The sequence below is a fragment of the Sphingomonas sp. R-74633 genome (genome assembly GCF_013416555.1).
Classification (GTDB): Bacteria; Pseudomonadota; Alphaproteobacteria; order Sphingomonadales; family Sphingomonadaceae; genus Sphingomonas.
Map to the genome: position 1 here is coordinate 555597 of NZ_JACCFG010000004.1, position 23510 is coordinate 579106.

The 23510-nt window shown below is 66.5% G+C and carries 16 protein-coding genes; 6 read left to right on the forward strand and 10 right to left on the reverse strand.

Annotation, left to right across the window (positions count from 1 at the left end; all coding sequences use genetic code 11):
* Nucleotides 1–85: 85 nt before the first annotated feature.
* The 9 genes from HZY97_RS15935 to HZY97_RS15975 form a co-directional block, all read right to left on the reverse strand.
* The gene (locus HZY97_RS15935; RefSeq protein WP_180145813.1) at nt 86–1045 is read right to left on the reverse strand and encodes a FecR family protein; all 960 of its coding nucleotides are present in this window, start codon (nt 1043–1045) and stop codon (nt 86–88) included.
* Nucleotides 1042–1518 carry an RNA polymerase sigma factor gene (locus HZY97_RS15940; protein WP_180145816.1) on the reverse strand — a complete coding sequence of 159 codons (477 nt, stop codon included), beginning with the start codon at nt 1516–1518 and terminating at the stop codon, nt 1042–1044. Before HZY97_RS15940 ends, HZY97_RS15935 begins: the two co-directional genes overlap by 4 nt.
* A 148-nt stretch (nt 1519–1666) precedes the next feature.
* Nucleotides 1667–2467, reverse strand: a complete 801-nt coding sequence (locus HZY97_RS15945) for a phosphatase PAP2 family protein (RefSeq protein ID WP_180145819.1) — start codon at nt 2465–2467, stop codon at nt 1667–1669.
* A 55-nt stretch (nt 2468–2522) separates the two neighbouring features.
* Complete coding sequence (locus HZY97_RS15950) at nt 2523–3986, reverse strand: MFS transporter (RefSeq protein WP_180145822.1); 1464 nt, start codon at nt 3984–3986, stop codon at nt 2523–2525.
* On the reverse strand, nt 3983–6067 hold the full coding sequence (locus HZY97_RS15955) for a glycoside hydrolase family 97 protein (protein ID WP_180145825.1): 2085 nt from the start codon (nt 6065–6067) through the stop codon (nt 3983–3985). Before HZY97_RS15955 ends, HZY97_RS15950 begins: the two co-directional genes overlap by 4 nt.
* A 9-nt stretch (nt 6068–6076) precedes the next feature.
* A complete protein-coding gene (locus tag HZY97_RS15960) occupies nt 6077–7696 on the reverse strand; it encodes an alpha-glucosidase (protein WP_180145828.1) in 1620 nt (539 codons plus the stop codon).
* Nucleotides 7693–9465, reverse strand: a complete 1773-nt coding sequence (locus HZY97_RS15965) for an alpha-amylase family glycosyl hydrolase (protein WP_180145831.1) — start codon at nt 9463–9465, stop codon at nt 7693–7695. Before HZY97_RS15965 ends, HZY97_RS15960 begins: the two co-directional genes overlap by 4 nt.
* Nucleotides 9462–10952: a tryptophan halogenase family protein gene (locus tag HZY97_RS15970; protein WP_180145834.1), complete on the reverse strand. Its 1491-nt coding sequence runs from the start codon at nt 10950–10952 to the stop codon at nt 9462–9464. Before HZY97_RS15970 ends, HZY97_RS15965 begins: the two co-directional genes overlap by 4 nt.
* A gap of 57 nt (nt 10953–11009) precedes the next feature.
* The gene (locus HZY97_RS15975; RefSeq protein WP_180145837.1) at nt 11010–13856 is read right to left on the reverse strand and encodes a TonB-dependent receptor; all 2847 of its coding nucleotides are present in this window, start codon (nt 13854–13856) and stop codon (nt 11010–11012) included.
* 197 nt (nt 13857–14053) lie between these two features.
* Here HZY97_RS15975 and HZY97_RS15980 point away from each other — a divergent pair, with 197 nt between their 5' ends.
* Nucleotides 14054–15076, forward strand: a complete 1023-nt coding sequence (locus HZY97_RS15980; protein WP_180145840.1) for a LacI family DNA-binding transcriptional regulator — start codon at nt 14054–14056, stop codon at nt 15074–15076.
* Between the two features lie 23 nt (nt 15077–15099).
* Here the strand turns inward: HZY97_RS15980 and rtcR are convergent, their stop codons facing one another.
* The gene (gene rtcR, locus HZY97_RS15985) at nt 15100–16695 is read right to left on the reverse strand and encodes an RNA repair transcriptional activator RtcR (protein WP_180145843.1); all 1596 of its coding nucleotides are present in this window, start codon (nt 16693–16695) and stop codon (nt 15100–15102) included.
* A 392-nt stretch (nt 16696–17087) separates the two neighbouring features.
* On the opposite strand from rtcR, the gene HZY97_RS15990 reads away from it, so the two are divergent.
* The 5 genes from HZY97_RS15990 (at nt 17088) to HZY97_RS16010 (ending at nt 23506) form a co-directional block, all read left to right on the forward strand.
* Nucleotides 17088–18635: a VWA domain-containing protein gene (locus HZY97_RS15990; RefSeq protein WP_180145845.1), complete on the forward strand. Its 1548-nt coding sequence runs from the start codon at nt 17088–17090 to the stop codon at nt 18633–18635.
* A 670-nt stretch (nt 18636–19305) separates the two neighbouring features.
* Nucleotides 19306–20532 (forward strand): RtcB family protein, encoded by a 1227-nt coding sequence (locus HZY97_RS15995; RefSeq protein WP_180145848.1) that lies wholly within the window; start codon nt 19306–19308, stop codon nt 20530–20532.
* 49 nt (nt 20533–20581) lie between these two features.
* A complete protein-coding gene (locus HZY97_RS16000; protein ID WP_180145851.1) occupies nt 20582–21379 on the forward strand; it encodes a nucleotidyltransferase domain-containing protein in 798 nt (265 codons plus the stop codon).
* A complete protein-coding gene (gene rtcA / locus HZY97_RS16005) occupies nt 21376–22392 on the forward strand; it encodes an RNA 3'-terminal phosphate cyclase (RefSeq protein WP_180145854.1) in 1017 nt (338 codons plus the stop codon). The genes HZY97_RS16000 and rtcA overlap by 4 nt, the downstream gene beginning before the upstream one ends.
* Nucleotides 22393–22507: 115 nt before the next feature.
* Complete coding sequence (locus tag HZY97_RS16010) at nt 22508–23506, forward strand: SPFH domain-containing protein (RefSeq protein WP_180145857.1); 999 nt, start codon at nt 22508–22510, stop codon at nt 23504–23506.
* Nucleotides 23507–23510: the final 4 nt, after the last annotated feature.

Here is a 23510-nt window from a genome sequence, read left to right on the forward strand (position 1 = left end):
CTTCGCTTACTCCCTCATGGAGCTAGACGATGCTGCGTTGCGAAACCGACATGGGGAAGAAACAAAAATGTCACCCGGTCCAAGCTCAGCGCACGATGTGCATAGTCTGGCCGACCTGCTCGACACGCAGCCCATGCAGGGCGGCGACGGCGCGGGCGAACTCCCCGGTATCGTTGGTGGCGAAGACGCCGGAGATGCGGAGCCCGGCAAGACGCGGATCGTCGACGATCAGGCGCGGGCCGCCATAGCGGTTCAACTCGATGACTGCGTCCGCGAGCGGGGTATCGGAGAACATCGCCTGGCCGCGGCGCCAGGCTGTGGCGATATCAGCGGGCTGCGCATCGATCTGCGCGGGGCCTTCCAGCGGCGCGCGGAGGCGATCGCCGGGATTGAGATATGTCGGCAGCGGCTTGGTCGCGGCGGGCCGGATATCGGTCACCGACACCTTGCCCTGAAGCAACGTCACGATCACCGTGCCGCCCTCGCGCCGCACCACGAAGCTGGTGCCGACCGCGCGAACCTGCTTGTCGCCGGCCCGCACCAGGAAGGGCCGCGCGCTGTTGTGCGCGACTTCGAACATCGCCTCGCCGCGGTCGAGCTCGACCAGCCGCTCCTTGGCGTCGTAGCGCACCTCGACGCTGCTGTCGGTGTTGAGCGCGATCCGGCTGCCGTCCTCCAGCGTCGCCACTTTCTGCTCGCCGATCGCAGTAGAATAGGCCGCGGGCCGCGCCAGCATCAGAAATATGCCAACCCCAACGGCCAGCACCAGCGAGGCGGCAAGCGCGAGCTGTGCGACCGGCAGGCGCTGCCATGTCCGCCGTATCGGCACTACCTTGGGCCGCGCAACCGGCTCGTCGAGCAACTGCGCGGCGCCGGGCAGCGCAGCCCAGATATCAGTCGCGCGCTCGAACGCATTCTGATGCGCGGGATCGGCGGCCAGCCAGTCCTTGAACGCCGCTTCGCGCGCGGGCGTGCGGGCATCGCCCTGCAAGCGGGCGAGCCAGGCGGCGGCTTCGGCCGAAGCGCGGGACTGCGAGCGGCTCACCACCCGTCCATCCACTGCATCAGCTGGAGCGTCGCGCGCGCCACCTGCTTTTCCACCGCCGCCACACTCATCCCCTCGTCCGCCGCTATTTCGGCGTAACTGGATCCTTCGAGCCGCCGCCGCAGCAAGATACGGCGGGTACGTTCCGGCAGTGTTTCCAGACCGGCCTTGGCGTGCTCGAGGCGCCTTTGCTGCTCTATGATCTGCGAGGGATCGGGTGTCGAGTCGGCGATATCATGCAGGTCGCCGATATCGGCGAAGGGCGCACGCGCCTCGCGGCGGCGGCGATCGATCGAGAGATTTACGGCAGCCGTGACCAGCAACGCTTCGCGCGAGCGGGCGGTCTGGTCGCGCTCGTAGCGCTCGATCTTGAGGAAGGCCTCTTGCACCAGCTCGTCCGCATCCTGTTCGGCGACACCTCGCCGCATGACCGCGCGCTTTGCCTTGGCAAGCATATCAACCAGGCCGGCCATACTCCGCCGCGTCGCCTACCTAGACGGGCGGGCGGGCGAAACCCGACACGAAGAGCCGCAAATAGAACGGGAACGGAGCATTTCCCATTTTGTGAACATAAGAACCGGGAATGCCAAGCGAATTGCGGAGGCTTCGATCCTCCGCCGATCAATGGCCCGCGGGCGGGATCACTACCGGCATCGCGATCAGCCCTGCCTCCGCCTCGCAGCCCTGAGGCTTCGGCGCGGACGGATCGGCACGGAGCGCGACCAGCTCGCCACGCGCTTCCTCGAGATCGGCCTTGAAGGCGGGCTTGGTGCGGACCAGCGCCATCGTGGTGCTGGCCGAAATGAACCCGGCCTCCACCGCGCTCTGGTTGTGCGCACCGCAGACAAAGCGGCTTTCGCCATAGGCGCGGCCGCGCGTGAAGATCGCCTGGGCACGATCCGGCGCAAGTTCGGCGAGGATCATCGCCCAGGTCCAGCCGCGCGTGGTATGGCCGGAGGGATAATCATAGCTGTCCGCCAGTTCCGCCTTTGACTGGCAGGTCTCGCCCTCGTCGATCTTGAAGGGGCGCAGGCGTTTGAAGCTGTCCTTGGCCATGTTGGTCTGTGCACCGGTGTCCGTGCCGGCGCGCTTCACCAGCTGGGCGAGCTTCGGGGCGTTCTCCGGCGTGAGCGCCACGCCTGCGGCACAGCTGAAATCGCGCATCAGCGCGGCGGGCGACGTATCGACGTCCGACGTGGCAAGGGCGCCGCGTGGCGTGCCAAGCAGCGCGCGGGTGCCGCGGAAAATGGCGCGATCCGATTCGTAGCGCGCATCGCCTGGCTGCGGTGCCGGCGGCAGGATACTCGTCACTTCGAACTCGCCGGGCGTGAGATAGCCGCCATAGGGCTTGTCGGAGAACGCGGCCGCGCCGCCGACGATCAGCATCGCCGCGGCGACATAGGCGAATTTCCGGCTGATCATGCTGCACTCCCCGCTCGATAGTCTCGCATCGACTAGGGCCGGGGGCGCAGCTGGTCTAGCCTTCGCGCACCCGGAGCGTTGCCAGCGCGGCCATCCCCATTACCGCCGCCGCGATCGCCATCGTCCAGATCGGCTCGCCGGGGAAGAAATGGCGCATCACCGTGCCGATCACCGTCGCCACCAGCAGCTGGGGAATGACGATGAAGACGTTGAACAGGCCCATATAGACGCCGAGCTTGGCCTGGGGCAGCGCCGAGGCGAGGATCGCATAGGGCATGGCGAGGATCGACGCCCAGGCGATCCCGATGCCGATCTCGGCAGCGATCAGGGCGTTGGCATCACGGATCACCAGGAAGCTGGCATAGCCGAGTGCGCCGAGCGCCAGTGCGATCGCATGCGTGCGGGCCTTGCCGAACCGGCCCGCGAGCGGGCGCAGCAGGAAAAGCGCGGCAAGCGTCGCCACGGCGTTCTGCGCCGCCATCAGGATCCCGACCCAGTTGCCCGCCTCGTTATAAACCGCACCAATGGTATCCGGCGCATGGAAGACATACTGCGCCACCACCGGCGTGGTGTAGATCCACATGATGAACAGCGCCGACCAGCTGAAGAACTGGACGACAGCGAGGCGCTTCATCACCGCGGGCATTCCGGAGAAATCGCCCATCAGGTCGCCCAGGATGCCGGCTTTGGTGACCGCGGTGATCATCCGCGCGAGCCCGAACGCCGCGAGCAAGCCGGCGAGCAGATAGAGCTCCTTTTCGAGCCCGGCGAAGAAGACCAGCGCGCCGAGCGCGGCGCCCCCGGCAAGCCAGGGGATACCCGCGCCGACCCTGGCGGGCGGTGCCACCGGAGCGGGCTCGACCAGGCCATCGAACGCGGCAAGCTCCTCGGGCGAATATTCGCGGGTGGTGAGCACGGTCCACAGCACCGCGAGCAGCAGCGCGCCGCCGCCAAGATAGAAGCTCCAGCGCACCGTATCAGGCAGCCCGCCGCCAGCCGCGACGTTGGACACGCCGAAATGGTCGAGCAGCCAGGGCGTCGCCGATCCGATCACCGCGCCCGCGCCGATGAACGCGGTCTGGATCGCATAGCCGGCGGTGTGCTGGTCCTTGTCGAGCATGTCGCCGACGAACGCGCGGAACGGCTCCATCGAGATGTTGAGCGAGGCGTCGAGCACCCAGAGCAGCAACGCCGCGGCGAGCAGCACCGGGGCATTGGGCATGCCGAACAGCGCCAGCGCCGCCAGCACCGCGCCGGCGAGGAAATAGGGGCGGCGGCGGCCGAACCGGCCCCAGGTCCGATCCGAATAATGGCCGATCACCGGCTGGACGAGCAGGCCGGTCAGCGGAGCGGCGATCCACAGCAGCGGGAGATTCTCGATGCTCTCGCCCAGCGACTGGAAGACGCGGCTCATATTCGCGTTCTGCAGCGCGAAGCCGATCTGGATGCCTAGGAAGCCGAAGCTGATATTCCACAGCCCGGCGAAACCCTGGCGCGGCCGCCCCCCTGCCTTGCTCACCGGCGGCGTGCCTTCTTGGCAGGCGCGACGAAGCGGATCGCCTCGCCGCCGCCCGGCGCCAGCGCGATGGTGAGCGTGTCGCCCTTTTTCACCGTCACGGTTTCGATCGTGATCGAGTGACGCGCATCGGTTCGGTAGTCGGCGCCCGGGCCGTCGCGATAGATCTCGGCGGTGTAAGTCTTGCCGGCATCGAGGAAGTCGAGCGTCACGGTCGAGCTGCGCGGCTCCTCGTCGCCGACCGCACCGAGATACCAGTCGTCGCTGCCCTTGGCCTTGCGGGCGATCGTGGCGTAGTCGCCGACCTCACCGTTCAGCACGCGGGTGTCGCTCCAGTCGGTCGGGACGTCGCGGATGAACTTCATCTCGCGCGGATATTTCGCGTAGTTCTCGGGCGTGTCTGCAGCCATCACGACCGGCGAATAGAGCACCACATAGAGCGCGAGCTGCTTCGCGATGGTCGACTTGATCGCCGAGCCGTTCGAGCCGCTCAGGCTGAGCACGCCGGGAGTGAAGTCCATCGGCCCGCCGAGCAGCTGCGTGAAGACCATATTCGCCTCATGCTCGGGCGGGTTCTTGCCGCCTTCCCAGGCGTTATATTCCATGCCGCGGCCGCCCTCGCGTGCCACCCAGTTCGGAAAGGTGCGGCGCAGGCCTGTGTCCTTGACCGGCTCGTGGCTGTCGATCGAGACATGATATTTCGCAGCGGTCTCCACGACGCGGAGATGGTGGTTCACCATCCACTGGCTCTCATGCCATTCGCGGTGCTGCGAGCCGTCGGGATCGACGCGCTCGATCTGGCCGGCGTCCGTCACATAGCCGGTCTTCACCACCGGGATGCCGTGGTCCTGGGCATATTTGAACGCGCGGTCGAGCTGGCTGTCATAGTGACTCGCCGAACCGCCGGTTTCGTTATGACCGATCAGATAGACGCCCTTGGCCTTGGAATAGCGCGCCAGCTCGGCGGCGTCGAAATCCTCGGTCGGCTGGTCGAAGTTCATCTCGTTTCCATTGCCGAACCAGTTGCCGTCCCAGCCGACATTCCAGCCCTCGACGAGCACGCCGGGGATATGGTTGGCCGCGGCGAAGTCGATATATTCCTTCACATGCGCAGTGGTGGCGCCGTGCTTGGGGCCGCGCGACCAGGTCCATTCGCCCTTGATCATGTTCCACCACACACCGACGAACTTGCCCGGCTTGATCCACGAGACGTCGCCAAGCTTGTTCGGCTCGTTGAGGTTGAGCGTCATCCGGCTGGCGGCGTAGAGGCCGGCCGCGTCATCGGCGATGGCGAGCGTCCGCCACGGCGTGGAGAAGCCTGCATCGCGCGACACCTTGGGCGCGCCCGCGCCGGGGGTGAGCGAGGCCTTGAAGGTGTTCCCCTCGGCGCGCTGCAGGTTCATCGCGGCATAGTCGACCAAAGCCGCCTCGTGCACCGCGACATGCGTGCCGCTGGCGAGCTTGATCGTCATCACCGTCTGCGCGGTGCCGACCGCGTCGAGCGCGGTCTTGTTGTAGAGATATTCCTCGCGGTTCCACAGATAGGCCGGCTTCCACCAGGCGGTGCCCGGCTCGGCGAATGCGAATTCGGTCAGCTCGTCGGCGATGTTGGCGTGCTTGAGGTTGGCCTGGGCCGGCAGCGTGTAGCGGAAGCCGATACCGTCGTCGAAGATGCGGAAAGTGACGTCCATCTCGCGCTTGAGATCGGCCTTTTCCCGAAGACGAACCGTCATCTCATTGTGGTTGTCGCGGATCGTCGTCCACTCGCCGAAGGGCTGGGTCCAGCTGGTGTCCGACTTGTCGCGCTTGATCTCCACCAGGCTCATGTTGCGGTCGAGCTTGGGCGCATCGGTGAACAGGAAGCCGAGCCGGCTGTCGGTCAGCATCGGCTTGCCGGCGCGCTGGACGGCATAGCTGGCGCGGCCTTCATTATCGAGGCTGATCGTCACGGTGAGCTTGCCGTCGGGCGAGGCGGCGCGGGCGACGACATTGCCGTCGGTCTTCTGCGACAGATCGTCCTGAGCCAGCGCGGGCGCCGTGAAGGTGAAGGCAGCGAAGGCCAGCGCGAGGGGGGCGAGCTTCATGGCGATTCCTCAGTTTTCGGTGCGGGCGATCAACCCGGCATGGGGGGCAAAGGTCCAGTCGTCGGTGCTGCAAGTGGCGAGCAGCGGGCGCCAGTGCGAAGCCTCCTCAGGCATCCAATGCTGCGCGGCATCGCCCAGGTTGAACACGCAGAGCAAGCGCTCGCCCTCCCCTTCGCGCTCGAAGGCGATCAGCTCGCCCGGCGCATCGAGGAAGGTGATGTCACCGGTGCGCAGCGCTGGCGAGCTGTTGCGCAGCGCTAGCACTTTGCGGGTCCAGGCGAGCAGCGAACCCGGATCGGCATCCTGCACGTCGATTGCGAGCCGGGCGTGGTTGGGGCCGACCGGCAGCCAGGGCTTGCCGCTGGTGAAGCCGAGCTGCGGCGCATTCGCCTGCCAGGGCATCGGAGTGCGGGCGCCGTCGCGCGACAGAGTCCGTGGCCAGTTGGCGATCGCCTCGGGGTCCTGGAGGTCTTCGAACGCGATCTCGACCTGGTCGAGCCCGAGCTCCTCGCCGTAATAGAGGAAGATATTCCCGCGCAGCGCCGCGAGCAGCAGCATCTTCATCCGCGCGAACGCATCGGCCTGCGCGGGCGCGGCCCAGCGCGAGACGGCGCGCGGCGCGTCGTGATTCTCGAACGCCCAGCTCGGCCAGCTGCCGTCGCTCGACCAGTTCTCCAGCGCCTCGCGCACCGCCGCTGCGGTCAGGCTGGCAGCGTAGAGGAAGTCGAAGCCGTACGCCGTGTTCAGCCGGTTGCTGCCGGCAGTGAACAGCTTCATCTCGCGGTCGGCATCGGCCCCGCCGACTTCGGCGACGGTGAAGCGATCGGGATATTCGTCGAACACACCGCGCAGCCGCTCGAGGAACGGTGGGATGTCGGCGTGGCTCTGGTTGTAGATATGGAGCTGGAAGTCGAACGGGCGCGTCCGCGGCGTGTTGGAATCGGGCGCCGGCGGATTGTCGCGGAATTCGGGGTCGTGCATCGAGAAGTTGATCGCATCGATGCGGAAGCCGTCGACTCCGCGATCGAGCCAGAAGCGCGTGATCGCGAGCAGCTCCTCCTGCACCTCGGGATGGTGGCAGTTGAGCTGGGGCTGCTCCTTCAGGAAATTGTGCATGTAATACTGGCCGCGCCGCGCGTCCCAGGTCCAGGCCGGGCCGCCAAAGACCGACTGCCAGTTGGTCGGCGGCGAACCCTCCGGCTTGGCGTCGTGCCAGACATACCAGTCGGCCTTGGGATTATCGCGGCTTGCCCGGCTCTCGACGAACCAGGCGTGCTCGTCGGAGGTATGCGCCCAGACCTGATCGATCAGCACGCGCAGCCCCAGCGCATGCGCGCGGGCGATCAGCGCGTCGAAATCGGCGAGCGTACCGAAGATCGGATCGACGTCGCGATAGTCGGCCACGTCATAGCCGAAATCGGCCATGGGCGACTTGAAGAAGGGCGAGAGCCAGATCGCATCGACGCCGAGGCTGGCGACATGGTCGAGCCGCGCGGTGATGCCCGGCAGGTCGCCGATGCCGTCGCCGTTCGAATCGAAGAAGCTGCGCGGGTAGATCTGGTAGATCGTGGCACCCCGCCACCAGGGCTGGTCGTTCTGGAGTTCCGCTTTTGCGGCAGGCTGGTTCACGGTCGGGTCTCCGCCGCGCACACCGCATATCCGAGCGGTGGCAGGCTGATGGTTAGGGAACCGGGGGCACTCGCCTGGGGGGCGCAGCTTCCGGCGAGCGGATGGAAATGCGTGGAGCGCGTCTCGACCTGCACCTGTCGGGTGATCGCGGTGGTCGAGGTATTGAAGGCGAGCAGCACTTCGCCGCCGGTGACGGGATCGAAGCGCGACAGGGCCAGGAGTCCCGGCTTGTCCTCGCGCGCGCGCAACAACTGGCGGCCGCGGGTCAGCGCAGGGGTGGCGGTGCGCAACCGGGCAAGGCTGGTGATCTCGCGGAAGATCGGGTTGGTCTCGTCGAAGCGCGGGGTGGCGATGCTGGCAGTGGTACCGACCAGCTTGCGGGCTACATAGTCCGGCACCTTGCTGCCGAACTGGTCCTCACGCGCATCGACATCGTTCGCGCCGCCGGCAAAGCCCTGCTCGTCGCCGGCATAGATGGTCGGCACGCCGCGCAGCGTGAGCAGCAGCGCGTTGGAGAGGAGGACGCGCTCGAGGACTTCGGCCTCGCTCGCCTCTGGAAACGCCTTGCGCACGAACCAGGCGAAACGGCCATTGTCGTGGTTGCCGCTGAAGGTCGGCAGCTGGATCGCAGTATCGAAGCCATGCGCGTAGAGCACATCGCCGTCGAACAGCTTCTCGAACACATCAGTGCCCTTGGTCCCCGCGACGCTGTCGAGCAGCGCTTGGCGGAACGCGAAATCGAGCACCGAGGGCAGCCGGGCGGTGATCGTGTGGGCGGCCTGGGCGGCGGGATCGGCGACCTCGCCGAAGATGTGGAAGTTCGGGATTCCCTTGGCGTGCGCGCGCTCGAGCATCGCGGGGACGAAGGCCTGCCAGAATTCGGGGTTCACATGCCGCGCGGTATCGATGCGGAACCCGTCGACGCCGAACCGGTCGATCCAGCCGCCGAAGATGTCGATCATGCCCGCGAGCACGCGCGGATGCTCGGTCATCAGATCGTCGAGCCCGATGAAATCGCCCATCGTCGAGCTCTCGCCGGCGAAGGTCGAGTCACCCCGGTTATGGTAATAGATCGGGTCGTTGAGCCAGGCCGGGTGCTTGGCCGCCTTCTCCGCGGCAGGGACGAACGGCGTATAGGCGTAGCTCGGATCGGTCAGCTTGCTGAAGTCCCCGGTCGCATCGCCGTCGAAGCCCGGATTGATCTGTGCGCCGTTCACCCCGCCACGGCGTTGGTACGGATAGTCCGCGCGGCTGCGATAGGCGCACGCGCCGCACTCGCGATACTGGATCACGTCCGCCGTGTGGTTCACGACGATGTCCATATAGAGCTTCATGCCCCGAGCATGCGCGGCATCGACCAGCGCCTTGAACTCGGCATCGGTGCCGAGATGCGGATCGACATGGGTGAAGTCGGTGATCCAATAGCCGTGATAGCCCGCGCTCTGCTGGCCAGGCCCACCCTGGACGGGCTTGTTGACGAAGATCGGCGCGACCCAGATCGCGGTGATGCCGAGCGACTGGAGGTAGGGCAGCTTGTCGCGCAGCCCCTTGAGGTCGCCGCCGTGATAATAGCGTGCGTCGCTGGGATCGAAGCCGGTCTTGCTGCGATCGCCGGCCAGGCCGCCGCGGTTATTCGCGGGGTCGCCGTTCGCGAACCGGTCCGGCAGGACGAAATAGATCACTTCGTCCTGCGGCAGCCGCGCGCGATAATCCTGCGCGGCGGCGGGCATCGCGGCGATCGTGGCAAGGAGGGCGACCGCCAGCTTCATGCGCAATGCTGCGCCACATACGCAGCATGATCAGGCATCTGGCCGACTTCGCGGGCGCCCAGCAGTTCGATCAACTCGAGATATTCGGCGATCTCGGCACGGCTCGGCAGGTCGGCGACCGGATGATAGCCTTCGGCCGAAATCCCCTGCCCTGCCAGCACCTGCAGCCAGGCGACTTCGCCGAACAGGTCCGCCCCTTCGCGCACGATCTGGCCGGAGGCACGCCACAGCGCGATCTTGTGCTGGAGGCTCTCGGGCAAGGCCGAGGCGCGGCGCTCGACCCAGAAGGGCTCGTCGCGATCATTGGCCCAATAATGGAGCACGAGGAAATCGCGAACGCGATCATATTCGAAATGCGCCTGGCGATCATATTCGTCGCGCTGGACCTGGCTGACCTTGCGCCCCGGCAGCAGCCTGAGGATCCGCTCGATCGCCGACTGGATCATATGGATGCTGGTCGATTCCAGCGGCTCGAGAAAGCCGCTGGCCAGCCCGAGCGCGATGACATTGTGCTTCCAGAAGCTCGCCCGCTTGCCCGCGGTGAAGCGCAGCGGCCGGGGATCGCCGAGCGGCTTCTCGTCAAGCCCGGCGAGCAGCCGCGCCGCCGCTTCGTCGTCGGAGAGATGCGCGCTCGCATAGACCAAACCGTTGCCGGTGCGATGCTGGAGCGGGATGCGCCATTGCCAGCCGGCGCCGTGCGCGGTGGCGCGGGTATAAGGGGTGAAGTCCTGCGCGCGCTCGGAGGGCACGGCCATGGCGCGGTCGCAGGGGAGCAGGTCGCTCCAGCCCTCATAGCCGGCGCCGAGCGTCTCGCCGATCAGCAGCGCGCGGAACCCGGTGCAGTCGAGGAACAGATCGCCGGCAACTTCGCGCTCGCCGTCGAGCCTGAGCGCGGTGACATCGCCGCTCTCCCCGTCCCGCTCGACCGAGACGATGCGTCCTTCCACCCGCTGCACGCCGCCGCTCTCGGCAAGCCCGCGCAGGAAGCGGGCATAGAGCCCGGCGTCGAAATGGAAGGCATAGGGCATTTCGGGCAACACCCGCGCCGTTCGCGCTGGCCCGCGCTGCATCCGGTTGGCCAGCGCTGCGGCATTGTTGAGCGAATAGGCGGCGAGCGGCTTGGCGACGCCCTCGGCCATTCCACGCAGCCAGCTATGCTGGAAGGCGAGCAGGCCGTTCTCGCGGCCGACATCGCCGAACGCGTGCATGTAGCGCCCGCCTTTGGTCCAGCCGACGAACTCGATGGCCAGCTTGAAGCTCGCCTGGGTGGCGGCCATGAACTGGTTCTCGTCGATCCCCAGCCCGGCATTGAACAGCCGGATCTGCGGAATCGTCGCCTCGCCCACCCCGACCGTGCCGATCTCCTCGGACTCGACCAGGGTGATCTGGAAGCGGGGACCAAGGAACCGCGCGAACGCCGCCGCGGCCATCCAGCCCGCGGTGCCGCCGCCCGCGATCACGATCCGGATCGGCTGCTCACTCTTCACGTCAGCGCCTCGAAAAACAGGTGGCCCGGCAGGGAAGCCGGGCCACAGCCGGGGGGATCAGAACTTGTACGAGATGCCGAGATAATAGTCGCGGCCGTAACGCTGATATTCGCGGACGAGGCGGCTGTCGGTCGCCTCGGTGGTGATGAAGGGCTGATCGGTCAGGTTCTTGCCCTGCGCCAGGATCGAGAGACCGGCCAGCGGCCCGCTCTTGAACTCATAGCCGATCTGCGCGTCGAGCACGCCTTCCGAGCGGCCCAGGCGATATTCCGGGTTCGCCGAAAGACCGGCCAGCTCCGCCAGGAAGCTGTCACGCCAGCGATAGGTCGCACGCGCCTGGAAGCCGTTCTTCTCGAAATAGGCCGTGCCCGTGGCGACCCACTTGGACTGGCCCGGCAGCGTGATCGGCGTCGCGCTGGCGGCGTAGCGGATCTTGCTGTCGACATAGGTGCCGCTGGCGAAGACGCCGAACCCGTCAAGCGCGCTGCTGAACACGCTGAAGGGCAGCGAGGCAGTGGCTTCCACACCCAGGATGTCGCCACGCCCGGTGTTGGCCGGCGCGCTGACCAGGCCGATCTGCGCATTCTGCGACCGCACGACCGCCTGCTGCGCCGGCGTCAGCGCCGGGAGCAGCGCCGAGAAGTCGTAGAGCACCGAATTGTTCGGGTCGACGAAGTCGGTCAGGTGCTTGAAGAAGCCGGTCAGCGCCAGATAGCCGCCGCTGTTGCCGAGATACTTCTCGAACGAGATGTCGATGTTGGTCGACTTGTACGGGCGCAGATTGGCGTTGCCACCGTTCGAGCTGAACGGGCTGTTCTGCGGCAGGCTGCCCATGCCGATCTTCGAGATGTCGATCGACACCGCCTGGGTCACGCGCTCCTGGTCGAGACGCGGGCGCACCATTGTCTGCGCGGCACCGAGCTTGATGTAGAAGCTGGGCTGCAGCTCGAGGCTGAACGAGGCCGAGGGCAGGAAGTTGGTGTAGCTGGTTTCGTTCGCCACCGGCGAGATCGTCACCGCGCCATTGAGCAGGCTGGCGATCTGGCCGTCGCCGCTCTGCTTGGTGTGCACGACCTGCACGCCGAGCGAGCCCTTAAGCGCCTTGCCGCCCACATCGCCATCGACGGTCAGCTTGGCATAGCCGGTCAGCACGTCCTCGGTGACGGTGTTGTCGCGCACCAGCGAGTCCGGACGATTGTCATAGACCGAGTTGAGCAGCGCATAGACCTTCATCGGGTCGAGCGTCAGCATCTTGGGCACGCCCAGATAGTCGAGGCTCACGCTCTCGCTGAAGATCGCATCGGCTGGCACTGCGACGCTGGTCGGCGTGCCGCTGGCGACGGTGCAGTTGGTGCCGGCGCCCTTGGGGCAGAGGAAGTAGCTGGTGTAGCGGCTCTGCTTTTCGCGGCGGCTATAGTTGCCGCCGACTTCCCAGCCGCTCAGCACGCTGCCGCCGATCTCGCCCTTGAAGCTGGCGCGCAGCGACTTGAGGTCGTCGGTGAAGTCGGGGCGGTTGAGGAAGCCGGCCTGCACCACGGCAGTGGTGCCGTTATAGCCCCAGCCGCGCGGGTCGGTCAGGCGGATGATGCTGGTGTTCGAATAATCGAGCGTCGGCACGATATTGTAGGTGCCGTTGTCGTTCTGCGTGATGTGGACCGTGTCCTTCACGCCGCTCGAATTATAGCCGGTGCCCGAATAGGTCTCGAGCAGGAAGTCGGTGCGGGTGGCGCGGCTCCAGCTGGCATCCACGTTGAAGTGGATCGTGTCGCTGAGCTTCCAGTCGTTGTTCCAGCCGATCGAGATGTTCTCGGCCTTGCGCTCGTTGAGGTCGTTGCGCTGGACGTTGACGAGGTTGCTGATCGTCGCATCGGTGACCAGGCCGTTCTCGACCTTGTAGCCCGGCGCGATGTTGCCGTTCGAGCCCCAGGTCGGCGCGATGCCGAACTCGATGCCGCGCAGCCGCTGGGTTTCCTTGAAGTTCGAATAGAGCACGTCGAGCGTCGAGTGGAAATTGTCGCTCGGCGCCCATTCCACCGTAGCAACGCCGCCATAGCGCTTCAGCAGGTTCGACTGGACATAGGGCTTGGCGCCGCCGAGGAACAAGTTACCGCCGGCGAGCGGCTCGTTCGGGAAGCCCCAGGCTGCATAGCGCTCGATCTGGGTGGGCGTGCTCTGCGCCGAGACGCCGAGCGCGATGCCCAGCGTGTCATTGGCGAACTTGCCGACATAGGTGGCAGAGGCCTTGTAGCCGTAGCGCGTGCCGTCCGGATTGAGCTTGTCGGTCTCGTTCATCTGGCCGCGGGCCGAGACGATGAAGGTGTTCTTCTTCTGGTCGAGCGGACGCAGCATGCGCAGGTCGACAGTGCCGGCAATGCCCGCCGCGATCAGCGAAGCGTCGGCCGACTTGTAGACGTTGACGTTCTTGAAGAATTCCGACGGATACTGGTCATATTCGACGCCGCGATTGTCGCCAACGGTGACCTGCTCGCGGCCGTTCAGCAGCGTGGTCGAGAAGTCCGGGCCCAGGCCGCGGATCGACAGGCGCTGGTCTCGGCCCTCGAGACGCTGCGCGGTGACGCCCGGGATGCGGGCGAGCGAGTCGGCGATCGAGACGTCGGGCAGCTTGCCGATGTCTTCCGACGAGACCGAGTCGACGATCGTGACATTGTTGCGCTTGATGTTCGCCGACGAGGTCAGCGAGGCGCGGATGCCGGTGACGACCAGCGCGGCATCATCGCCATTGTCGGCGGTCTGGTCGGCGGGTGCCGGCGCGGGCGTGGTGTCCTGTGCGAAAGCCGGCGTTGCGCCGAACAGCAGCAGTGCGGCGCCAATCGCCTGGGCGCTCGCGCCCTTCGAAAGCGCCGAACGGGTGCGCAGAATCGCGGTGTGCTTGGACAAAGCCATGTCTTCCTCCCCAATATCCTCGCCGCCTTTGATGGCGACGGTTTTTCTAACCTCCCCCCATTCGGCCTGTGCGGCCGGCAAGTGAAGGCAAACGCATACGTATTCAGCGTTATTCGGCCGCGACTTCCGATTCCGGGTCGGGCACGCTACTTGACGGGGAGCGCGGCAACTTGCGCGGCACGGGAGACGGAAGCGGCATGGCCTCGCCGGACAAGCCGACATCGTTCGACATCGCGGCACTGGCGGGCGTCTCGCAGCCGACGGTGAGCCGTGCGCTGCGCGGCGATCCCACGGTGAACGAAGGCACGCGCAAGCGGATCGAGGCGATCGCGGCGCAACTCGGCTACAAGGTCGACAAGAACGCCTCGTCGCTCCGCCGCGGCCAGAGCAGCACGCTTGCCCTGCTGTTCTTCGAGGATCCGCTGCCCGACGGCACCGCGATCAACCCCTTCTTCCTGGCGATGCTCGGATCGATCCTGCGCACCTGCGCCAAGCGCGGCTATGACCTGCTCACCTCGTTCCAGCAGCTCTCGTCCAACTGGCACAAGGATTATGAGGACGCGCGCAAGGCCGATGGGCTGATCCTGCTCGGCTATGGCGACTATGAGCTCTACCGCGCCCGCCTCAAGGACCTGGTTCGCCAGGGCACGCATTTCGTGCGCTGGGGCTCGGTCGAGCTCGATGGCCTCGGCACCACGATCGGCTGCGACAACATGCTCGGCGGGCGGCTCGCGGCGGAGCATCTCCTCGCCCAGGGCCGCCGACGGCTGGCGTTCATCGGCGAAGCGACAAGCCATTATCCCGAGTTCCGCGACCGCTATCACGGCTTCTGCGACACCCAGCTCGAAGCCGGGATCGAGCCCGATCCGCGGCTGCAGATCGGCGCGCTGTCGATCGAGGAATCGGGCTTTGCCGCGGCGAACGAGCTGCTGCTCAACCGCGTGCCCTTCGACGCGATCTTCGCCGCATCGGACCTGATCGCGATGGGCGCGCTCCGGGCGTTGCAGGAGGCGGGCAAGCGCGTGCCCGAGGACATTTCGGTGATCGGCTTCGACGACATTCCCGCCGCCAGCCTGAACAACCCGCCGCTCTCGACGATCGCGCAGGACTATAACGCGGCGGGCGAGGCGCTGGTCGACACGCTGATCGGTGAGATCAGCAACCACAGCTCCGATATCCGCCTGCTGCCGCCCCGGCTGGTCGTCCGCAAGACGAGCTGAGCGGACACCGAACGTCGCCAGGATCAGGCCCGGGAGACCGCCGCCCAATCGAGCCCGAAGCGCGCAAGATATTTGCGCAGGCGGTCCGCGTCATTGGCGCTGCTGCGCCGGGCGAGCGATGCCGAGAACAGCGTCCGGCCGGCTTCGGAGAGCGAGCGGCTCGAACGGCACACCCGGACGGTTTCGGCGAGCTGCACCCGGTCGAACGGGTCGATCTCGGTCAGCACCTCGGGCGCCAGCACTTCCGCCAATATCCCCGCCCCGTCATCGCTCTGCCCGGACCAGAGCCGTTTCAGCCGGGCGATCTCGGCCTCGACGCAGTCGAGGTCGATGCGGCCCTTGGGACTCAATGTTGCCATCCGGGTGATGCTGGCAGCGAGATCGCGGAAATTGCCCGGCCAGCGCGCATCGGGGCCCGTGGCAAAGGCGAGGTAGCGCTGGCGGGCTTCCTTGTTGAAGCTCGCCCGGTCGCCCTCACGCTCGGCGAAGCGGTCGAGCTCATAGTCGAGATTGGGCTCGATATCCTCGCGGCGCTCGGCCAGGCCGGGCAGTTCGAAGGTCCACAAATTGAGCCGGGCATAGAGATCGTCGCGGAAGCCGCCCGCCGCCACCGCCTCGCCCAGGTCGCGATTGGTGCCGGCGATCAGCTGGAACTCGGACGCTGCTTCCTTGTCCGACCCGACCGGCAGGAAGCGCTTGTCCTCGATCGCGCGCAGGATCATCGCCTGTTCGTCGAGGCCGAGCTCGCCGATCTCGTCGAGGAACAGCATCCCCTTGTCGGCAGCGCGCAGTAGCCCTGGCCGATCGGCGACCGCGCCGGTAAAGGCGCCCTTGCGGTGCCCGAACAGCGCGGACATCGCACCATCGCCCTTCAGCGTCGCACAGTTCACCTCCACGAACGGCCCGGCAACCTGGTGCTTCAGCCGCTTGAGCTCATAGATACGCCGCGCGAGCAGGCTCTTGCCCGCCCCGGTGGGCCCCATCAGCAGCACCGGCGCCTTTGAGCGCAGCGACACCCGCTCGATCTCGTCGATCATCCGGTTGAAGGCGGCGTTGCGCGTGTCGATGCCCGACTTGAGGAACGACGTGCTCTCCGCGCTGGCGACGGCGAAGCGCGTGGCGATGCTGTCGTAGCGCGACAGATCGAGGTCGATCATGTTCCACTTGCCCGCCGGATTGCTGGGCGCGCCGCGCTCGGGCTGGGTCTGGAGCAACCGGCCGGGCAAATAACGCGCCTCGGTGAGCAGGAAGAGGCAGATCTGCGCGACGTGGGTGCCGGTGGTGATGTGGATCAGATAATCCTCGGCCTCCGGATCAAAGGCCTCGCCGCGCGCGAAGTCGAGCAGCTTGCCATAGACCTGCTCGAAATCCCACGGATCGCCGAAATCGAGCAGGCGCGGCTCGACCTTGGTCTCCGGTGAGACCGATTGGATATCCTCCGCGACATATTCGGCCAGCCGGCGATGCAGCGAGCCGTGAAGCAGCAGGAAGCGATCGACGCGCAGATCCTCGTGCATGGTCAGCGCAACCGAGGGGCGCCACTTGTTCCAGCGCGATGGGCCAAACTTGCTGGCATCCAGCGTGGAGCCGAGGAATCCGATTACGGTGACGGGCTTCATGCTTATCCCATAGGATAAGTTCCTATCGAATACGATATGAAATCAAACAGCCCGGCGAAACAATCGACGTCGGAAGCGTCGGGCATTCGTGATGATTACCATAGCAATATCAGTAACTTATTAGATTTCTCCTCGCGCCTCCCCGAAACTGGCACGCCTCCTGCGATACCCCTGGTGTCGGAACGGAGCGGTCGAACACTCCAATCCGGCAGGCGGAAACGCGGGGCGGTCGGAATGGGCTGGCCGCCCCCGGAAAATTCAAACGGGCGCAATCCGGCGCCCTTCGCAATGCGGTGCATATCGGTGAGCGCGTGGGCGCGGCCTGGCCTCCAAAGCCAATGCCAGCTGGTTCGACTCCAGCCATCGGTGCCACCCTCACAAGGAGTTGGACAATGGCCAACAAGGGACTTTTCGCTTCGGCGATCGCGCGGTTGCTTCCGGCAGCCGACACCGTGAACCGCGAGGCGGCGCCGGTCTATGCCTATGAGCCGGAGGCGAAGCTCGCGCAGCTTGCGGCCACCGGCACGCTGGCCGACACTTTCTACGGCGCTGCGGACACGCAGCTCGCCGATGTGCTCGAAGCGGCCAGGGCGGTCGACCCGTATTTCGTGGCGCAGGCTGCGATCTATGCGCGGTCGTCGGGGACGATGAAGGACATGCCGGCATTGCTGGCGGCGTACCTGACGGTCGCCGATCCCGATCTGGCGATCCCGGTGTTCAACCGCGTGATCGACAATGCGCGGATGCTGCGCAACTTCGTGCAGATCATGCGCTCGGGGCAGGTCGGGCGCACCTCGCTTGGCTCGCGGCCGAAGCGGCTGGTCCAGCGTTGGCTCGAGCAGGCGTCGATGCCGCAGCTGATGGCGGCGGCGACGGGCAAGGATCCGAGCCTGGCGGACGTGGTCCGCATGGTTCACCCCAAGCCCGCCGACGCGGCGCGCAAGGCTTTCTATGGCTGGCTGATCGGGCGTCCCTACGACGTTGCCGCGCTGCCCGCCGAGATCGCTGCGTTCGAGGCGTGGAAGGCCGATCGGTCGCTTCCGCTGCCGCCCGTGCCCTTCGAGTGGCTCACGGCCTCTCCGCTCACTGCGGAGGACTGGGCAGTGCTCGCCGGGCGGATCGGGTGGCAGGCGCTGCGGATGAACCTCAACACTCTGGCGCGCAACGGCGCGTTCAACGTGAAGGGGTGCGCCGAAGCGGTCGCCGCACGGCTCGCCGACCCTGAGGCCCTCGCGAAGGTCCGTCCCCTGCCCTACCAGTTGATGGTGGCGCTGGGCCAGGCCGGCGACGGGGTGCCGCTCAAGGTACAGGCGGCGCTGGAGGATGCGCTCGACCAGTCGCTCGCCCGCGTGCCGCAGGTGCCGGGCCGGGTCGTGGTCTGCCCCGACGTGTCGGGGTCGATGCGATCGCCGGTGACGGGCTACCGCAAGGGTGCTTCGTCGGCGGTGCGCTGCATCGATGTCGCGGCCCTGGTCGCGGCGGCGATGCTGCGGACCAACCGCGATGCCCGCGTGCTGCCGTTCGAGCATTCGGTCGTGCCGCTCACGCTCGATGCCGGGGCCCGGGTCGCCGTCAATGCGGCGAAGCTGGCCGCGGTGGGCGGAGGCGGGACGAATGTCTCGGCACCGCTCGCGATGCTCAATGCGGGATGGGCCAAGGTCGATCTCGTGGTCATCGTCTCGGACAATGAGTCCTGGGTGGATGCCACACGGCATGGCGCGACGGCGACGATGCGCGAGTGGGAGCAGCTGAAGCGCCGGAACCCCGGGGCGAAGCTCGTCTGCATCGACATCCAGCCCTACGGGACGACGCAGGCCAAAAGCCGGGCGGACATCCTCAATGTCGGGGGCTTCTCCGACGCCGTGTTCGACACGATCGCACGCTTCGCCGCCGGCGAGACGCGCGACTGGGTCGAGCGGATCAAGCAAGTGGAGGTATAGGAAAAGGGCCGTGGCGAATGCTGGTGGGACTACATCCCAAAATGAAGGTCCGACGAGTAAAGCGCCCGGGGCTAATCCCCCGGGAGATGCGGGTTCGAATCCCGCCTCGGGAGTGTAGCTTAAGGACCGCGTCTCACCGAACTCGTCGCCACGACCCGACCTACAACATGGCGAATGCCTGACGGACTACATCGACTTCTAATCGCCAGGTCGCGGGTTCGAATCCCGCCGGGCCCTTCGGGGACCGTAGCTCAGCGGGAGAGCGGGAGTTGTCCGTCAAAACCCTGGTCGCCATGGCCAAATCGATCCCGGCGAATGCCGCGCAGGACTACATCCTTTGCCAATGATGTCCCTTCGGGGGCTGTCCTTCGCAAAGCTTGTCGCCGGGACCCAATTACGAAGCTGGCGAATGCCGGTGGGACTACTGGACAGAGCACCCGCCCTTTTACGGCGGGAGGTCGGCGGTTCAACTCCGCCTCCGGGCAACCGGATAGCTCAGGGAAATGTCTCGCCAACCCGTCGTCGCCGGCACCCGAATTTCATGCTGGCGAATGCCGGCGAGACTACACGGTAAAGGCCGAAAGGCCGAGCGGTTCGACTCCGCCCCGAGCAATTCGGGATGTCTCGCCAAAACTCGTCGCCAGCGTCAGGATAGCTGAAGGAGGTCGAGATGACCGAGGCATTGTATGATTTCCAGCACGTCGAAGGCGGCGTGCCGATCAAGATGTGGACCCGCGGCGTTCCGGTCGAAGACGGCGCCCGGGCGCAGCTCGCGCGCGCGGCGCAGATGCCGTTCGTGTTCAAGCACGTCGCCGCGATGCCCGACGTCCATGTCGGCATCGGCGCCACCGTGGGTTCCGTGATCCCGACCAGGGGCGCGGTGATTCCGGCGGCGGTGGGCGTCGACATCGGCTGCGGCATGATGGCCGCGCGCACCTCGCTGGTGGCGAGCGACCTGCCCGACAATCTGGAGGGCATCCGCTCCGCGATCGAGCAGGCGGTGCCGCACGGCCGCTCGGTCGGGCGTTCCAAGCGCGACACGGGGTCGTGGGGCGATCCGCCCGCGGCGATCGTCGAGGCCTGGGCGACGCTTGCGCTGCGCTTCGAGCGGATTTGCGACAAGCATCCGAAGCTGAAGAACACGAACAACCTCGTGCATCTCGGCACGCTGGGCACCGGCAATCACTTCATCGAGCTGTGTCTCGACGAAGAGCAGCGGGTGTGGGTGATGCTTCACTCGGGGTCGCGCGGCGTCGGCAACGCGATCGGGACCTTCTTCATCGAACTGGCGAAGAAGGACATGCGCAAATGGCACATCAACCTGCCCGATGAGGACCTGGCCTATTTCCCGGAAGGGACCGACCATTTCGACGACTATGTCGAGGCGGTCGGCTGGGCCCAGGACTTTGCCGCGCTCAACCGGCGGATGATGATGACCAATGTCATCCGTGCGCTGCGCGGGCAGATCGCCAAGCCGTTCGACGCGGAGCTGGAGGCAGTCAACTGCCACCACAACTACGTCCAGCGCGAGAATCATTTCGGCGAGAATGTCCTCGTCACCCGCAAGGGCGCCGTGCGCGCAGCCAAGGGGGTGATGGGGATCATCCCGGGATCGATGGGCGCAAAGTCGTTCATCGTCCGGGGTCTCGGAAACCCGGAATCGTTCGACAGCTGCAGTCACGGCGCGGGCCGGGTGATGAGCCGGACCGCAGCGAAGAAGCTGGTGACGCTCGACGAGCATATCCGCGACACCGCGGGTGTGGCGTGCCGCAAGGACGAAGGTGTGATCGACGAAACGCCGAAGGCGTACAAGCCGATCGAGGCCGTGATGGCCGCGCAGGCGGACCTGGTCGAGATCGTGCACACGCTGAAGCAGGTGGTGTGCGTCAAGGGATAGCTCTCGTCGAGCCCTTGGCGCGCACCGCCAAAACTCTTTGGAATTTCCCATGACTGCCCAAGTTCACGACCCCATCGATCCCGCCGTGCGGCGCGAGATCGAGACGCGGCTCGATGCCGTCGAGGCGACGCAAGGCGTTCGCCTGCTGATGGCAATCGAGTCCGGCTCGCGGGCCTGGGGCTTCCCCTCGCCCGACAGCGATTACGACGTGCGCTTCGTCTATGTGCGGCCGCGCGACTGGTATCTGTCGCTCGCGCCGGGCCGTGACGTGATTGAGCATCCGATCGTCGACGAGATCGACCTGAACGGCTGGGACGTGCGCAAGACGCTCGGGCTGCTGCTGAGGTCGAATGCCGTGGTCAGCGAGTGGATGCTGTCGCCGATCCGCTACCGCGCCGACGATCCGTTCATCGGCAAGCTGGCGGCGCTGGCGGACGACCTGCTCGATCCGCGGGCGCTGGCGCTGCACTATGCCAATCTCGGCCGGGCGGCATCGAACCGCTGGCTTGATCGGCCGGGTGACGTGCCGGTGAAGAAGTACTTCTACGCGCTTCGCCCGGCGCTGGCGGTGAGGGCCCTGCGCCTGCGCCCCGATGCGCGCCCGCCGATGAACCTGCAGGCGCTGGTCGAGGTCACCGAGCTGCCGGCCGCACTGGTCGAGCAGATCGCCTTGCTGGTCGCGGCGAAGAGCCGGACCAACGAGCTGTCGAACGGCACGCGGGTGCCGGAGATCGACGCGCTGATCGGCGACGAACTCGGCCGCGCCGCCGAATTGCCGGCGACGCCGATGCGCGCGGATGCGGAAGCGCGGGCAAGCGAACTCTTTGTGGAACTGGTGAATTCATGATCATCATCGATGGATCGGAAGGCGAAGGCGGGGGGCAGATCGTGCGCAATGCGTGCGCGCTGTCGCTCGCCACCGGCAAGCCCTTCCGCATCACCAATGTGCGCGGCAAGCGCGAGAAGCCGGGGCTGATGCGCCAGCACGTCACCGCAATCGAGGCCGCGTGCGCGATCGGCGGGGCGATCTGCGAAGGTGTGGCGGTGGGATCGTCCGAAATCGCCTTCACGCCCGGCCGCGTGGTGGCGGGTGAGTATCACTTCGCGGTCGGCTCCGCGGGGAGCACCGGGCTCGTCTTCCAGACGGTGCTGATGCCCTTGCTGCTCACTGGCGGGCGTTCGCGGCTGGTGCTCGAGGGCGGCACGCACAACATGCTCGCCCCGCCGTTCGACTTCATCGCGCGCGCCTTCGTGCCGGTGCTGCGCCGTATGGGTGCGCGGATCGAGCTGCGGCTGATCCGCCACGGCTTCTATCCGCGCGGCGGCGGGCGGATCGAAGTCGAGATCGAACCCGGCACGCTCACGCCGATCGACTGTATCGATCGCGGGGCGCCGCTATCGGTGTCGGCGACGGCGCTGGTTGCCGGACTCGCCTACGAGATCGGCAAGCGCGAGATCGAGACGGTGCGCAAGCTGCTGCCCGACTGGCCCGAGGACGCCTTCGCGGTGCGCCAGCTTCCCGAGGAGCAGGGGCCGGGCAACGCGCTGCTGCTCGAGGCGGAGTTCGAGCACGCGACCGAGATCGTCACCGGCTTCGGCAAGCTCGGCGTATCGGCGGAGTCGCTGGCGAAGACCGCGGCGCAGCGGATGGCGGGGTTTCTCGAATCGGACGCGTTCGCCGGGCCGTATCTCGCGGACCAGTTGCTGCTGCCGTTCGCGCTCACCGGCGGGGGCAGCTTCACGACGGTGAAGCCGAGCCAGCATGCGCGCACCGCGGCGGACATCATCGAACGCTTCACCGACCAGCGCTGGACCTTCGCCCAGCAGCCGGGCGGGCGTCACCTGGTGTCGCGCCGATAAGAGGCACGGTGGAATCCCGGCAAGCCGGCCGGGATTCCACCAAAGCCGCGCGAGCTTCGCTTTGTTGTTTTGCGCGCGTGGCTTATCGCCTATCGTGGTTCGTCGGAGGGGCACGATGGGTATTTTCGATTTTCTCTCGAAGCAGTTTGTCGACGTCATTGACTGGGTCGACGAGCCCGGCACGCTGGCCATTCGCTATCCGATGCAGGATCGCGAGATCCAGAACGGCGCGCAGCTGACGGTCCGCAGCGGCCAGACGGCCCTGTTCTTCAACGAAGGCGAGATTGGCGACGCGTTCCTGCCCGGCCTTCACACGCTGAAGACCGGCAATCTGCCGCTGCTTACCTCGCTGATGAACTGGGACAAGGGCTTCGCCTCCCCGTTCAAGGCGGATGTCTATTTCTACAGCCAGAAAGAGCAGACCGGGCTCAAATGGGGCACCGCGCAGCCGATCACGGTGCGCGACAAGGAATTCGGGCCGCTGCGCATCCGCGCGTTCGGCAGCTACAGCTTCCGGGTCGAGGACGTTGCCGCCTTTTCGGTGAAGATGATGGGCTCGCTCGAGCGGCTCACCGTCAGCGACATCGAGCCGCAGCTGCGTGCCGCGATCGCCACGTCGATCGCCTCGGCGTTGGGCGGCGGCGAGATCGCCTTTCTCGACCTTGCCGCCAACCAGTCGGTGCTGTCGGAGAAGCTCAAGGCCGCGGTCGAGCCCGCCTTCGCGCAATGGGGCCTGACCTGCACCAGCTTCTATATCGAGAGCCTGTCGCTCCCCGACGAAGTCCAGGCGCATCTCGACAAGGCGAGCTCGATGCGCGTGGTCGGCGATCTCGACCGGTTCGTGCGCTTCCAGAGCGCCGAGGCGATCGAGACGGCGGCGGCGCAATCGGGCGGCGTCGCGGGTGCCGGCGCCGGCATGGCGGCGGGCATGGCGATCGGCCAGAGCATGATGGGCGGCGCGGCGAGCGCGCCCGCGGCGGCGGCCACCCCCGCAGCCCCGGCCGAGGACGCCTATGCCCAGATCGAGAAGCTCCACAAGCTGATGACGATGGGCGCAATCACCCAGGAAGAGTTCGACGCCAAGAAGACCGAGCTGCTCGGCCGTATCCGCTGACCTG